This is a genomic window from uncultured Clostridium sp. (assembly GCF_963527835.1).
GTDB lineage: Bacteria > Bacillota > Clostridia > Clostridiales > Clostridiaceae > Clostridium.
The window spans coordinates 16,547-30,476 of the sequence record NZ_CAURTC010000028.1; the positions used below are offsets into that span (position 1 = coordinate 16,547).

Here is a 13,930-nt window from a genome sequence, read left to right on the forward strand (position 1 = left end):
AGGAAAGGAAATATTAGTTCAGAATTGAAAGTTGAAAATTGAGAGTAAAGGAACAAATTCCATAGTAGAATTTCTAAATAAATATTTTTGAAAAGTCCATAAGATTTTCAATCAAAACTTTCAACTCTCATCTTTCCACTAAGAAAACGTGGCATAGACACTTTTCTATAACAATATGTAAATAGTTTTTCATTAAACAATGGAGGTATTATTTATAAAATGATTTAATATTAAATTATAAGTTGTGAGGTTAATAGTTTATGAAATATAGAAATTTGATAAATGAACAGAGCCAGGATATAACTGTTTTAAGTCAATTACTTAAAACTTATGTTGATTCTTATAGACTACTTATAGGTGGAGCATCCGAATTATATAATGTAAATCTTGCCAAAAAAAGTGAAGTAAAAAAAGCACTAGACAGAGTTAGTGAATTGGGAGAATTGATTGATAAGCTAATAGTATCGTTAGATAAGTGCGAAAGTGGATATATAAAATATTGTAAAATTAAAAGTGATTATATTTCAGTAAAATCAGACAAAAATATTATACTTACAGAAATAGATAAGGAATTAGACTTTCAAGAGAGTACGAAGAGAGATGAAGATGAATACGAATAAATATAAAAAATAGGGAATATTAAGAACTACTTGATAGATAGTTTTTAATATTCCCTTAAATTTTAAAGTTTCTTTAATTTAAAATTGCTTACCATTAAATATGAAAATGTAAGCATAAGTATAATTGCAATATAAATAGATGATTGAGCTTTTAAATTAAATAAAGCGAAAAGTGCTAAAAGGCACCCTGCAATTGTAATTGGTATACCAGTAAAAACTCCGTCGAAGTCAGAAGTATTATATCTGGCAAGTCTAAATGCACCACATATTGGGAATAATAATAATAATATTATTCCAATAGATCCTTTTGGTCCTAAATTTGTAAATTCAAATAATATATATATTAGTATAGATGGTGCTACACCAAAAGAAACTAAATCAGCTAAAGAATCTAATTCTTTTCCTAAATCACTAGATACGTTTAAAAAACGTGCGACTCTACCATCATATCTATCAACTAAGCCGGCAATTAATATAAAAATACTTGCAGAATCTATTCTATCATACATAACTGATAGTATTGAAAGAACTCCACAAGATAGATTTATAAATGTGAATATATTAGGAATACAACTTTTTTTCATAAAATCACTCCTGAATTTATTAAAAATCATTTACGAAATATTATTATAGCATACATATGCTTAAAATATAAGGTATAATAATATTAATATTTTCTTAATTTATAAAATAAGAAAGTTATACCAAAAAAATACAAAAAAGATAATATATTATCGACATTAAAAGTACAAAATGATATAATCATCTGTATAACAAATTTGGTTGGAGGGAATTTATATTTATGAAAAAGGTTAAATTCATATATAACCCGTACTCAGGAGAAAGTATTATAGTTAATGAACTAGATAATGTTATAAAACTACATGAAGAAGCTAAATTACAAATTATTCCGTATAGAATTCAAAGAGGGAAATCTTTGGAGGAAGCTTTAGAGGATGTAGATAATACTTATGAATATATATTAATAGCTGGTGGTGATGGCACTGTTGATTCAGTTGTGAATGCTATGAAACAAAGAAAAATAGATTTACCAATAGGAATATTACCAGTAGGAACTGCAAATGACTTTGGAAAATTTATCAACATACCAAATAACATTATAGATGCATGCAACAGAATATTAAATTCAAAACCTGTTGGAGTTGATCTTGGTAAAATAAATAATAAATATTTTATAAATGTAGCAAGTACAGGCCTTTTTACAGATGTTTCTCAGAAGACCGACGTAAACTTAAAGAACACTATAGGTAAATTAGCATATTATTTAAAAGGTATAGAAGAGTTACCTAATTTTAGAAGATTAAAAGTAAATATAAAATCTAAAGAGTGTAATTATCATGGTGAAATGTATCTCTTATTAGTATTCAATGGAGAAAGTGCTGGAAACTTTAGATTAGCTACAGAAGCAGATGTGACAGATGGTAAGCTTGATGTAATTGTATTTAAAGCGATTCCAATTATTGAATTAATACCATTATTTATTAAAGTATTAAAAGGTGAACATTTAGATTCTAATAAAGTAGTATACTTTAAAACAGATGATTTATATATTGAATGTAATGAAGAAATAGTTACAGATATTGATGGAGAACGAGGACCGGATTTTCCATTGAATATTAAATGTATTAAAAGTGGAATTAAAGTTTTAGGAATTGATTAGTTAAGCAATTATTAAGTAGTTATAGGTATAAAATATGTAATTATATAATAAATATAAGTAACAGGAATGGTAGATAGGAGTGTAATTTGTGAATTTTGCATATTATTTATTTTTGTTACTTATAATTTTTTTATGTCTTATACTTTTAAAAAAGAATATACAAGTTTCACCTAAGAAAATAAAAATATATGTAACTATTGTAATTACATTATTTTTATTAAGACATATAGCATTATTTATTTTATGCATACTTAAAAATAGTACAATTGTATACTATTTTAAATCGATAATTTTCTTAAATCATATAGCAGTGCCCCTAATGATTTTAGCTATAACATATGTGTATCTTAGATCTGAAAACTTAAAATTTAGAACTAATTATATTATTGCCGCAATAATATCAGTTGTTTATGGTTTAATAATATATTTTTCTAAAGCAACAGTGCAAGTAAATACTTTATATGGTTTTATTTTAAAGATAGATAAAGAAACATTAATGTTTTTATTTTCATTAATATTATTAGGAATACTACTTATTTTTAATGTAATTATATTAGATAAGCCTTTTGTAAATAAGAAAGGCATATGGTTTATAATTTTATCCATTTCAATTGTAATGATTGAGGATGTTATCATTTTAGGTGGAATAAAAATCTTTCCTTACCCAGTTATAGGAGATTTTATATTTCTTATAATTATGAGTTTAGTACTCAATGGTTTTAAAAAAATTAGGGGAGAAATATAATAAAAAATTTAATTAAAGATTGGCTATGTTTTAGCAGAGTGTTGATATATGCATAAGCAAAGTAGGCTGAGTAATTGAACTTAGGAATGCTAAAATGAGTATAGTCCCATTTTAGCTTGCTCCCAATATAAAATTGAGACAAGCAGTAAATGTGACAATACTCATTAAGAATTCCCAAAGTCCAATTACAATGCCACTTTACCTATTGCATATATCAACACATATTTAAAACAGAGCCTAAAGATTAAAAGATGGTTTATGTTAAATACATAGTCCATCTTTTTTTTCATAAAATTATATAATATTACATAAAAATAAAGTTATGGAATAAAAATACGAAAATTAAAAAGAATTCTTTTTAATTATACAGAATAGATTGGGGATGAGAAATATGTATCAAAGAGTGGATGAAAAGATATTAGATTTTATCAATGCAGCAGAAGAAAAAGAACTTAGAAAAGACATTACAAATGGATTAGTTAAGATAAACAACAAATTTTATGAGTTTAAGGAAACAGAATTTTTGGATGGAGCTTTAAAAATGTACATACCAAATACATTTGAAGATATGCCCATTGAAGCAAGAAAACTTAAATATCCATCAGAAAGCAGACCAGAAATAATAAAATGCAATGAAGATGGAAGTATTGCAATAACATTAAAGTTTATAGATAGTCCTTTAGATGATGATCATATAGAGGAACTAAGGGGCATAATGAAATTAATAACCCAAAGATTAAACCCAGCAAACATATATTTTGATGAAGACATTATAGATGTAGATAAAAAGAAGATTGGATATTTTGATTACAAAAGTTCTGCTATAGATGATTTCCTATATAATATTATGTTTTTTCTAGAAGTTCAAGGAAAAACCTTAATGGGTACATTTAGTTGCGGCTATAGTGAACATGAACATTGGAAGGATGATATTGTATTTCAAATACTTAAAACAATAAAGATAAATAAAGAAGTATGCTCAGAAAATAATTAAAGGGAAGTGAGAATAAATGAGTATGGAATATGTATACACACAGGGAGATATATTAATAGAGCCCTATGAATTTTTAAAAATTCTAGAGTTGAAAGTAGTTAAAGAAATAAATGAGCATGGAAAGTTTTATGTAAAGGGAATTATATCAGAGGAAATATCAGATGAATATGTAGAGAAAACGGGAAGTTATAACATAATAAAGGTATCATTAAAGGATGATAAAGAAAATATAACAGAAATTTTTAAAGGGATAGTTACAAATATATCAATAGATACTTTTAATAATGTAAGAATTTTAGAAATAGAAGCACAAAGCCAAACATTTCTAATGGATTTAGAAAAGAAAAGCAGAAGTTTCCAAGGTGAATGTTTAACATATTCAGAAATTTTTAATGATATAAACAAAATTCATAATGCTCAAATGATAGATTATGTAACAAATAGTAAAACCATTGATAATATGGTTGTTCAATACAATGAAACAGATTGGGAGTTTTTAAAGAGGTTAGCATCTCATTTTAATACTGTGTTAATACCAGAGTGCAGATTAGATGGAACTAAATATTATATAGGAGATGATGGACCAGGCACAGTATATGAATTAGATGAATTTAATTATTCTGTAAATAAAGGAATAAAAGAGTATAAGCTTAAATCCAGGGAAGGTAGCTATGAACTAAATGATATGAATTTTGTTAGCTATGAAGTAGTTACTAATAGAATTTTAAATTCACTTACTTCAGTTGCTTTTAAAGGAAGAAAGTTATTGATATGTAAAAGTGAATTTACCTTAGTTAAGGGATTACTATTCAATAAATATATATTAAAAGATAAAGATGGAGCAAAGGTTAAAAAAGTATTTAATGAAAATATATCAGGGGTATCATTAGAAGGCTATATACTTGATGTTACTAAGGATTTAGTTAAAGTTTCACTTAAAATTGATGCTTATTCAAATACAAAAGAGACAACAATTTGGTTGCCATATTCAACAGTATTTTCATCACCAGATGGAACAGGATGGTACTGTATGCCTGAAATTGGAGATGCAATAAGGTTATACTTCCCAGATAACGTTGAAAGTAATGCCTATGCTATAAGTTCAGTTAATCTACAATCAAGTAATTCATCTAAGCGTAGTGATCCATCTGTAAAAAGTATTGGAACTAAATATGGAAAAGAAATAATAATGAGACCGGGAGCTATAGATGTTATTTCAGGAAAAAATTCAATGTGCTTAAGTGATAATGGTGGAATATCTATAAATAGTAACAACTCTATATCAATGTCTGGATCAAGTGTAAACATAAGTGGTGGCTATGTATCTATTTCTGGTGGCGGTGGTGTTACAATATCTCAAAACGGAGCAAAACTAAAAATAAAAGATGACATAGTTATGAGCGGAGGTAAGATTAATACACAATAAAATCTTATTGCATTGGAGAGAAGGATTAATGATAATTCCAGTAGATAAAGAAAAAATATTACAAGAGTTTAATGGAAAATATGTTAAAGAAAGATTTAGTGAAGAACGTTCAAAGATATATGAAAAATTTAATAGTAAGAAAGAATTAATAAAAAAAGAACTGATTAATAATTTTGATCATGTTTGTAAAATTGCAAATAATCTACAAAATAAAAATTTAAAAGGAAAAATACAATATATCTATATATCATATCTAAGAACAAATCTAATGCAAAATAGTGGGATTTATAGAATTGATATGTATGATGATAAATGGTTTTTAGACAAAGAAGAATGTAGTGGAAATCTTAATTTATCTTTTATATATGAGCCACTTTTTAATCATAGCAATGAACTGCTAGAAAAAAGAAAAGAGTATGGACGAACTATAACAGAAATAGATATTGAAAAGATAAAAATTAGTGAAGGAAATAAATATAATGATGTAGTCATTGATATTTTAGAAAGTATCGTATATGATTTTTTGAATTGTGAATCATATAAAGAGATGAAAAAGAGTGAAGAAATAATGATATTTGTTGGTGAATATAGAGATGAAGTTAAACTTATATATGAAGATTCACCATCAAAAAAAGAATAAGAAAGGAAATATATATGGATTATTTTTTATTAAAACAAGATAAAAGATACTCTAATGCTCCGCAAATTTTAAACTTATTTAAGAAATTTAATACTAAGGATTTGAATTTAGTAAGAGCAGATAATATTGAAGATAATAATCTTCTTTATGTTAGATCAGCACAAGGAATTGAGTACGTAGACATTATTGATACTCCAATATTTTTAGTTTCAGAAGATTTGCAAAAGATATTATCAAAATATAATTCTAATATAATTTTTAAAATGATTGCATTAACTGATTATAAAAATTTAGAGCAACATATTTATTATTTGCCTATATTTGAAGAAGTACAAGCTTTAAGTGAAGAATCAGAATTCAATTTAAATAAAACAGTAGTTAAAAAAATAGTGATAGATGAAAATAAAATTAAAAATAAGAAAATATTTAAAGTTAAAGAAAGTGACAAAACATTAATTGTTGTTAGATTAGATGTAGCAGAAAGTTTATTAAGACGTGATTTTAAGGGGATTTTATTAGAAAGATTAGAAGTAAAAAATAAATAATTAAGGGAGGGGAGAGTATGGCAGTTTACTATGTCGTAAGAGGATCAAAAATGAAATGTAATAAAGGAAGTAATGAAAGAAAGATAAACCTTCCTGTAAGCCATGGAAGTTATGCAAATGATAAACCAATATTAAATAAAAAGGATAATACAGAACAAAATATAAGTTATTTTGGAGTATGTGAAGAAAGAGGATGTTTTGTAGAAAAAACTGAAATAACAGTAATAGACGATAATGGAAATTTAAAAACTGGCATAAAGTGTGTACCACAAATAGTTCATGATTGGATAAAAACTAAAGGTGATACTATAGTGGAGGGTGAACCAGCACTTACGACGGATTCGGTAATATATTGTTGCCGTGGTGGTAATATAACTTTTGTAACTAGTGGACAAAACGACTAATAGTAAGGGGGTGGATTTAATTTATTATGGAAGCAATAAAAAAACTAAAAGTAGAATGCCCATACAAAATACTTAAAATAGAAGATATTAAAATTTCCTGTAAACCTAATGAACATGGAAAAGTATATTTAAAATGCTTAATAGATGATAGCGTAAATTTTAAGTATTCTATAGAAGCTTCCACCAATGATAAAATATGTGTTTATGAAGAAATAGAAGAAAACACAGACTTAAATAATAATGAAAATACAACAAATGAAGAAAAAATAACAATAATATTTAATGGAATAATAGAAAATGTTAAGACAACTAATATTAATGGAATATATTATTTAGAATTAGAAGGTTCATCTACTAGTTCATTACTTGATCTTGAAAAAAGGACAAGATCTTTTCAAGATATAAATATGAGTTACGATGAATTAATAAATGAAATCCTAAAAAATTATGAAGGATATGGGTTTACTCAATGTATGAGCCAACCTATGAGTATTGAAAAGTCATTATTTCAATATAAAGAAACCGATTATGAATTTTTAAAAAGAATAGGAAGCTATCTAGGTTTAGAACTAATCTGTGATGTAGTAAATTTAAATAATATAATTTATTTTGGAAAGCCTAGTTTAAAATTTTATGCTTTAAATAATGAAGTTAATTATAAGGCAAGTAAGGATTTAGAAAAATATCATAAAGTCTTAACTTTAGGAATTGATTTACATGATACAGATTTCTTTTACTATGAAGTAATGCTTAGAGAAAAAATGAATATTGGAGATTTAATAAACTTTAAAGAAAGAGATTTCTATGTAAATCAATATTATGGACAAATGCATAATAGAGAATTAATATATAAATATAGGCTTTGTAGAAAAAATGGAATTTGGCAAGAAAATATATACAATGAAAAACTAAATGGTATATCCATAGAAGGAAAAGTTCTTGCAGTAGATGGAGAAAAAGTAAAACTTCATTTAAATATAGATGAAAGTCAAGATATAAGCAAAGCATCATGGTTTAAGTATGCCCCACCAACAGGAAACATAATGTATGCAATGCCAAACATTGGAGAAAATGTAATGCTCTATTTTCCTAATAGATATGATGAACCTATTGTAACTGGATGCGTAAGAAAAAATGGAAGTAGTTGCACTAAAATTTCAAATACAAACAATAGACACTTTTCAACTGAAAGTGGAAATAATTTAGATATATTACCAGGAGCTATTAATTTCTATAGAGGTGGAATGAATGTAAACTTAAATGATGAAAATGGAATTAATATAAGCAGTTCAGGTGATTTAAGTTTAGGAGCTTCAGGAGGAATAAGCTTAAGTGGTGGAAATGTATCAATTAGTGGAAGTAATAAAGTAGTAGTTCAAAAGAGTAAATCAAGCTATATTTCTCTTGAAGGAGAATGCTATAATCAAAGTAATGCAGTATATGAAAATGGAAGCTGTAGAGAAACATATGAACCATTTACAGATGATGATCCACAAAATGGAGTAGCTGAAGCACTAGCAGAACTTGAATACAAAAATGAATTATTATCGCTAAGTATTCTTGGTAGTAATGTAATGCTAAATGTTGTTATGCAGAATGATAAAATTAATAAAATGCCTGAAACTTATAAGGGAATTCCAATGTCAGGATCAGAGCTAGAAAAAAGAATGGATATAGCAACTTTTGATGCAACTAAGAAATATAAAGAAGGAACAATGGTAAAACTTAAATCATTAGATGGTGAATATATTTTAGGAGAAGCAGGCAAGTCAGCACCATGTGCTGGAGGAGTAAGTGCATTTAAAGCATATGATAAGAGTAATTATAAAGAGCATAATTCATCAAAGGATGCAATAAAAAGTATGGGATATGGTGCTTTAGATTTTGTCAATACATCATTAGATTCAGCATCAGATTCAGCATTTGATGCATACAAATATGTAATGACAAGAGGAATTTTTGATGAATCTACAAATAATAAAATTGTTAATTATTTTGACTGGATAAAAGAACAAAAAGGAAAACCATCTGATTTATTGCATGAACATTTAAAAAATGAATCGCCCCACAAAGAAACATTTGATGCCACTCAAATAGGATTAGAAGCGTTAACATTATTAGATAGTGGTATTGGAGCAGCAAGCTATTGTGGAAAACTTTCAAAAATTAAAAAATTAAATACAGCAGAAAAAGTAGCTAATTCTAAAAAGGCTGAAAAGATACTTAATGAATTAAATAAAGAGATATTTGGAGTTAATAAGGGGGTAAGTTATGCTAGTAGTGAAGAAATGGCTAGAATTGGAGCACCAATAGGACATATAGGTTATCCAAAAGATATCGTTCTTCATGAGCCGCCTTACTCAGTAGCATCTGATTTATCTCATGTAATAGGTAAAGGTACAAATGCAAGAAATAAAGCAATTACAGCAATAATGAAGGAAGATTTGAAAGATATTAATTTAAGTGTTACTCCACAATATAATCCATTTTTAACATCAGGTATATCTCAGATTACAGATGAGGGACCAATTTCTCAGATTGGTAAAATGCAATTTTCAAATAGAAATGATTTAATTGATACAATCTTACATGAGGAATTACATAATAGATTGAAAATGGACGGAGTTTATGGAGGAGAATACCAATCAGTACTTCAACATCATCCTCCAAGAGGAGTTGTTGTGGAAAAAGAAAAATTTCTTGAATTTGTAGAAATGTGGAAAAATAATCCTACAGAGGAAACGTATAATAAAATATTAGAACTAGCAAAAGAGACTAAAAAATGGTGGGAGTGATAAAATGCCTTTTTTAAAATGTGAATGCCCAATGTGTAAGAAAATTATTAAAGTAAATTATAATCAGACAATATCTAGAGGAGAAGTTTTATTCTTTATGCAGTATAATTGTGAATGTGGTTTTTCTAGAGACGAGGATAGCACTATAACTCCAGAAAAATTTAGAAATGAGATAATACAGGAAAGTGGTTTATGGCAACTAAAATGTTATGATAAAATAAAATGTTTAAAGTTTTTAATGCAAAAATATTTATATTCAATGGAAAAAATAAAGGAACTGAAGAAAGAGGAATTAATAACATTTGAGGGAACAGCAATTGAAATGAAAGCATTAGGAAATAAAATGGAAAAAGAAGGGATGAAGTTAATAATAGAGCGTATAGAATAGAAAGCTGACTGCAAAACTTATTCTTTTTTCAATGAAAAAATTTAAATTTATTCACTAAATGTAAAAAATAATTTTAAATAAATATATTAAGAAAATGAGTGAATTATGATGTTACTGCATAATAATTCTGTAGTAAGTTTAGAGACTACCACAGGAAAAACATACGCTAAAAACTGCAAATAGTTATCAAAAGAGGGTTCTAATGCTAGTTGCAATAGAAAACATAGCGAATTCAGCAAAAACTTCTTTTGAGGGCTAATTCAAGCTAATAGAAAAACTCTAATGGATGCTAATGAGGTATCGGTTGGAGTTTTTCTTTCTAAGATTTAATATAGACACAATATGAATGTAGATTGGGTGCGATTTGGACATAGAAAACTTAGTAAAATCAATGGGTTGGGTGTATTGGTCTAAGTTTGAGTGCAATTCAGCTATAGAAAAAATATTCAACAATAAATAGTAAAATAAAATTAGATTGAAAGTATGCACTTGCGACCAAAACCGGTAGTATCAACGGTTTAATATGACCTAAATGTGATAAACTTATGACCTAGATAGAATTTGAAAACAAAAAATATAAATAGGTATATGAAATAAGCGGATAAAAAATGTAGATATTAATTTGTTATTCCTGATAAACAAAAGCAAGAGGTTATATTGATATTGGATTTAGATAAGAAAAAAATGAATGAATTATATTTTAGTTCTTTAGTACAAAAGGTACATTAGCTACATCTACCTCTGTTGAAATAGATGATATAGATGTAGTAGTAAGAAAAGGGATTGGTGGAGCAGAATTAGGTTTTGGAGTTTATAATTTTTCAAAAGGTTCAAATAACGGAAGTAGCAAAGAAACAGATAAAAATAATAATTCTACAATAGATAAGTCGGGAAGTTCTGGAAATGAGAGTAAATCAACGTTAAAAAGTGCTTTTTATGCACTAGGTGGGGGAATATCAAAATTCAGTACATTCGCAAGAGATGCTGGTTTAGAGTTTGGAGAAAAAGTCTTAGGATTAAACTATGATCAATGTGCAGTTGATTCTAAATCTAACAGAAAATTAAGGGATATGTATGCAGAAGATGATAGAAGAGATGCTGAAGACTATGATAAATTAAGAGAAAAAGCACCTAACAAAGATGTATTTGATAATGTAAGCAAAGTTACTAGCGTTAGCTTAATTTTGATTGATACTGTAATAGCAGGATATGGGCTAATAAACATTGCTAGATCTGGAATATCACTAGCCAAATTTTCAGGTAAAGCACAAAATATATTAAAATTTGGTGATAAAATTGCCAATAAAACTAAAAATACAGTAAATACAATAGAGGAATTAAATAGATTAAAGAATACTAAGGGGGTAAGTAACCCTGGAAAAACTTTTGTTGATATGATGGAGCCAGCAGAAGCAGCTAGATATGAAGCATATTGGAAACAAGGTGCGGGTTCAATTGACAAAGTAAAAGAAAATGGAGAATTTGTATATAAAGTGATGAATGGAAAAAACATTAATACAAGGCAACGATTATATACAGTACCAGGAGAAAGAAGTATTAAAGATGTAAAGATTAATAGTAAGACTGGAGAAACGTATATAAGAGAAACTATATTTGATAAATATGGAAGAAGAATAGGTAATAATGATTATACTGATCATGGTAGACCTGATATTCCATCCCATACAAATCCTCATCATCATTCAAATCCTTATAACAATCCAGCACAACATGGTGACGGGGTTCCAGGATTACATCCTGATACACCATAAGAGAGGTGAGTAAATGACAATAGCAAATTATATATATATAGCAGTAATAAGCGGTTATTATTCAAAATCAGATTGGCAAAAATGGGCTGATGAAGAAATACTAAATAATGATGATGTTGAAGAATGGGTATATAATGTTTCATTAGCTAAAGATACAGATGAGTTATACGAAGCTATATATGAAAAAAGAATGGAAGAATCGTATTATCAAAATAATGAATTTTTACAAGAGGATGTTGTAGCTGGATATTACTATATGTTATATAGAGAAAAAAGAATAAGCTTATATGAATTAATTAGTAGACTAAGTGATGAAGATGATATAAGTTCTAGTTCATCTATACATGAAATTCAAAACTTTTATATAATATTTAAAGAGATAAATGAAAACAATGGATTAATAGAGGATTGTGAATTTATTGAAAAAATTATAGGTTTATTGGAGCCTTATAGAAAACTAGCAGAGGAGCAAAAAATAAAGTTAAATTTACATTAAATTATTGAATAACTAAATGCAAAATTAGATATTAACTCAATTTATAATAATTTAAATTAACATAGTATAGTGATGTTAATAAAATATAAAGATTAGATTACTGCATAATCTAAATAAAGCAGTGAGTAGTGGGTAAAGGGGGAAGAGTGGTAGACAATTTTAAAAAGTAATTTTAGTTGATGAGATAAAAAATACTTTTTAAAAATTCTACTACCTTAACCCCTTTTCATCTAAATTAAAAGAAAATATAGTTTTAACTGAAATGTCGATACTTCAATAGTGTCGATATTTTTTTATAGAAAGTGTAAGGGATAAAATATTTTCTAATAGCTAAAGTAATACATTTAATTGATAAAGGAAATCATAGTTAATCAATACTAATACATTTAAGATTCAGTAAAACAAGGATAAAAGAGATGTATAACTTGATAAGCTAGGAAGACCTAGGCTCAATAATTACACTTAAAAGTTAATGGAATTCATAGCAATAATATGCATAGACAAGCAATATAATTTATTTTGGAAAGCCTAGTTTAAAATTTTATGCTTTAAATAATGAAGTTAATTATAAGGCAAGTAAAGATTTAGAAAAATATCATAAGGTATTAACTTTAGGAATTGACTTACATGATACAGATTTCTTTTACTACGAAGTAATGCTTAGAGAAAAAGATAATAGATATAAAAGCACTAAAAATAAAAAATTATATTTAGGATAATTTAGAAGATATAAATAAATTTAATATTTTATGCTAATAGGGGGAATAGTTATGTATGAATACAAAGAGTTTAATGAGAAAATGAAGAAGAATTATTTAGATAAAGGTACAGTTATTGATGTCTTAAATTCATATGTAAATGGAAGTGGATTTTTACAACATTTAGAAAAATTTAAAAGTAAAGAAACTGAAAGGAACCAAATCTTAGGGGTAATTTATTCAGAAGACTATGAGAAAGATGATGATGAGTACTTTGGAGAAAATAAAGTCTTATTTTATGCAGGTGATGACTGCTATGATATTATAGATTATGATGAGTTGTATTTATATTTATATTTTACATGTGAGTTTTATATTGAAAAGCATGAGAATAAAAAGGAAATAGTGCAAGAAAAACTTTTACTAATAGAAGAGGCATATGGTATAGAGTAAATATAAAAAATTAGTGACTTTATTAAGTATTAAATATTATATTATTTTTGAAAATGATAATAAATTTTATATGCAATATAATTAGAAGTTAGAATTAACTAATTATTTAATTAGGTATTAAGAATAAAATTTGATTTATGAAAAATAAGGAGAGGCTGTAAATATTTTTGTGTATTCTAATTTTCTTCTTAGAAATAATTTTTAAGGAACTTTAATTTTAGGAATATCCTAACTTAAAGTTCTTTTTCTTAAGATGTTTTATCTAGAATATCA

General features: G+C 26.6%; 14 protein-coding genes. 13 read left to right on the top strand and 1 reads right to left on the bottom strand.

Annotation, left to right across the window (positions count from 1 at the left end; genetic code table 11):
- The first annotated feature begins 260 nt into the window (after positions 1-260).
- Complete coding sequence (locus RYM86_RS13070) at positions 261-620, top strand: hypothetical protein (protein ID WP_315080996.1); 360 nt, start codon at positions 261-263, stop codon at positions 618-620.
- Positions 621-682: 62 nt separating this feature from the next.
- On the opposite strand, the gene pssA is transcribed toward RYM86_RS13070, so the two are convergent.
- A complete protein-coding gene (gene pssA / locus RYM86_RS13075; protein WP_315080998.1) occupies positions 683-1,204 on the bottom strand; it encodes a CDP-diacylglycerol--serine O-phosphatidyltransferase in 522 nt (173 codons plus the stop codon).
- 218 nt (positions 1,205-1,422) lie between these two features.
- On the opposite strand from pssA, the gene RYM86_RS13080 reads away from it, so the two are divergent.
- The 12 genes from RYM86_RS13080 to cdiI all read left to right on the top strand — a co-directional run bounded on the left by RYM86_RS13080 (position 1,423) and on the right by cdiI (position 13,657).
- On the top strand, positions 1,423-2,301 hold the full coding sequence (locus RYM86_RS13080) for a YegS/Rv2252/BmrU family lipid kinase (protein ID WP_315080999.1): 879 nt from the start codon (positions 1,423-1,425) through the stop codon (positions 2,299-2,301).
- Positions 2,302-2,389: 88 nt separating this feature from the next.
- Entirely contained in the window at positions 2,390-3,046 is a 657-nt protein-coding gene (locus tag RYM86_RS13085; RefSeq protein ID WP_315081001.1) for a hypothetical protein, read from the top strand.
- A gap of 391 nt (positions 3,047-3,437) precedes the next feature.
- Positions 3,438-4,040 carry a hypothetical protein gene (locus RYM86_RS13090; protein ID WP_315081003.1) on the top strand — a complete coding sequence of 201 codons (603 nt, stop codon included), beginning with the start codon at positions 3,438-3,440 and terminating at the stop codon, positions 4,038-4,040.
- A 16-nt stretch (positions 4,041-4,056) separates the two neighbouring features.
- Positions 4,057-5,466: a contractile injection system protein, VgrG/Pvc8 family gene (locus tag RYM86_RS13095; RefSeq protein WP_315081004.1), complete on the top strand. Its 1,410-nt coding sequence runs from the start codon at positions 4,057-4,059 to the stop codon at positions 5,464-5,466.
- A gap of 28 nt (positions 5,467-5,494) precedes the next feature.
- Positions 5,495-6,106, top strand: coding sequence for a hypothetical protein (locus tag RYM86_RS13100; RefSeq protein ID WP_315081006.1), 612 nt, complete (start codon positions 5,495-5,497; stop codon positions 6,104-6,106).
- A gap of 14 nt (positions 6,107-6,120) precedes the next feature.
- The gene (locus tag RYM86_RS13105) at positions 6,121-6,651 is read left to right on the top strand and encodes an imm11 family protein (RefSeq protein ID WP_315081008.1); all 531 of its coding nucleotides are present in this window, start codon (positions 6,121-6,123) and stop codon (positions 6,649-6,651) included.
- A gap of 17 nt (positions 6,652-6,668) precedes the next feature.
- Positions 6,669-7,055 carry a DUF4280 domain-containing protein gene (locus RYM86_RS13110; protein WP_315081010.1) on the top strand — a complete coding sequence of 129 codons (387 nt, stop codon included), beginning with the start codon at positions 6,669-6,671 and terminating at the stop codon, positions 7,053-7,055.
- A gap of 26 nt (positions 7,056-7,081) precedes the next feature.
- Entirely contained in the window at positions 7,082-9,850 is a 2,769-nt protein-coding gene (locus tag RYM86_RS13115) for a hypothetical protein (protein ID WP_315081012.1), read from the top strand.
- A gap of 4 nt (positions 9,851-9,854) precedes the next feature.
- Entirely contained in the window at positions 9,855-10,238 is a 384-nt protein-coding gene (locus RYM86_RS13120; protein ID WP_315081014.1) for a hypothetical protein, read from the top strand.
- A gap of 1,070 nt (positions 10,239-11,308) precedes the next feature.
- Positions 11,309-12,010, top strand: a complete 702-nt coding sequence (locus tag RYM86_RS13125) for a hypothetical protein (RefSeq protein WP_315081015.1) — start codon at positions 11,309-11,311, stop codon at positions 12,008-12,010.
- Between the two features lie 13 nt (positions 12,011-12,023).
- The gene (locus RYM86_RS13130) at positions 12,024-12,506 is read left to right on the top strand and encodes a hypothetical protein (RefSeq protein ID WP_315081016.1); all 483 of its coding nucleotides are present in this window, start codon (positions 12,024-12,026) and stop codon (positions 12,504-12,506) included.
- 770 nt (positions 12,507-13,276) lie between these two features.
- Positions 13,277-13,657: a ribonuclease toxin immunity protein CdiI gene (gene cdiI, locus RYM86_RS13135; protein ID WP_315081017.1), complete on the top strand. Its 381-nt coding sequence runs from the start codon at positions 13,277-13,279 to the stop codon at positions 13,655-13,657.
- Positions 13,658-13,930 lie beyond the last annotated feature (273 nt).

Bases quoted from the DNA above. Each gene is read 5' to 3' on its own strand.
- RYM86_RS13070 (WP_315080996.1), top strand. From the start codon at position 261: ATGAAATATAGAAATTTGATAAATGAACAGAGCCAGGATATAACTGTT.
- pssA (WP_315080998.1), bottom strand. From the start codon at position 1,204: ATGAAAAAAAGTTGTATTCCTAATATATTCACATTTATAAATCTATCT.
- RYM86_RS13080 (WP_315080999.1), top strand. From the start codon at position 1,423: ATGAAAAAGGTTAAATTCATATATAACCCGTACTCAGGAGAAAGTATT.
- RYM86_RS13090 (WP_315081003.1), top strand. From the start codon at position 3,438: ATGTATCAAAGAGTGGATGAAAAGATATTAGATTTTATCAATGCAGCA.
- RYM86_RS13095 (WP_315081004.1), top strand. From the start codon at position 4,057: ATGAGTATGGAATATGTATACACACAGGGAGATATATTAATAGAGCCC.
- RYM86_RS13100 (WP_315081006.1), top strand. From the start codon at position 5,495: ATGATAATTCCAGTAGATAAAGAAAAAATATTACAAGAGTTTAATGGA.
- RYM86_RS13105 (WP_315081008.1), top strand. From the start codon at position 6,121: ATGGATTATTTTTTATTAAAACAAGATAAAAGATACTCTAATGCTCCG.
- RYM86_RS13110 (WP_315081010.1), top strand. From the start codon at position 6,669: ATGGCAGTTTACTATGTCGTAAGAGGATCAAAAATGAAATGTAATAAA.
- RYM86_RS13115 (WP_315081012.1), top strand. From the start codon at position 7,082: ATGGAAGCAATAAAAAAACTAAAAGTAGAATGCCCATACAAAATACTT.
- RYM86_RS13120 (WP_315081014.1), top strand. From the start codon at position 9,855: ATGCCTTTTTTAAAATGTGAATGCCCAATGTGTAAGAAAATTATTAAA.
- RYM86_RS13125 (WP_315081015.1), top strand. From the start codon at position 11,309: ATGTATGCAGAAGATGATAGAAGAGATGCTGAAGACTATGATAAATTA.
- RYM86_RS13130 (WP_315081016.1), top strand. From the start codon at position 12,024: ATGACAATAGCAAATTATATATATATAGCAGTAATAAGCGGTTATTAT.
- cdiI (WP_315081017.1), top strand. From the start codon at position 13,277: ATGTATGAATACAAAGAGTTTAATGAGAAAATGAAGAAGAATTATTTA.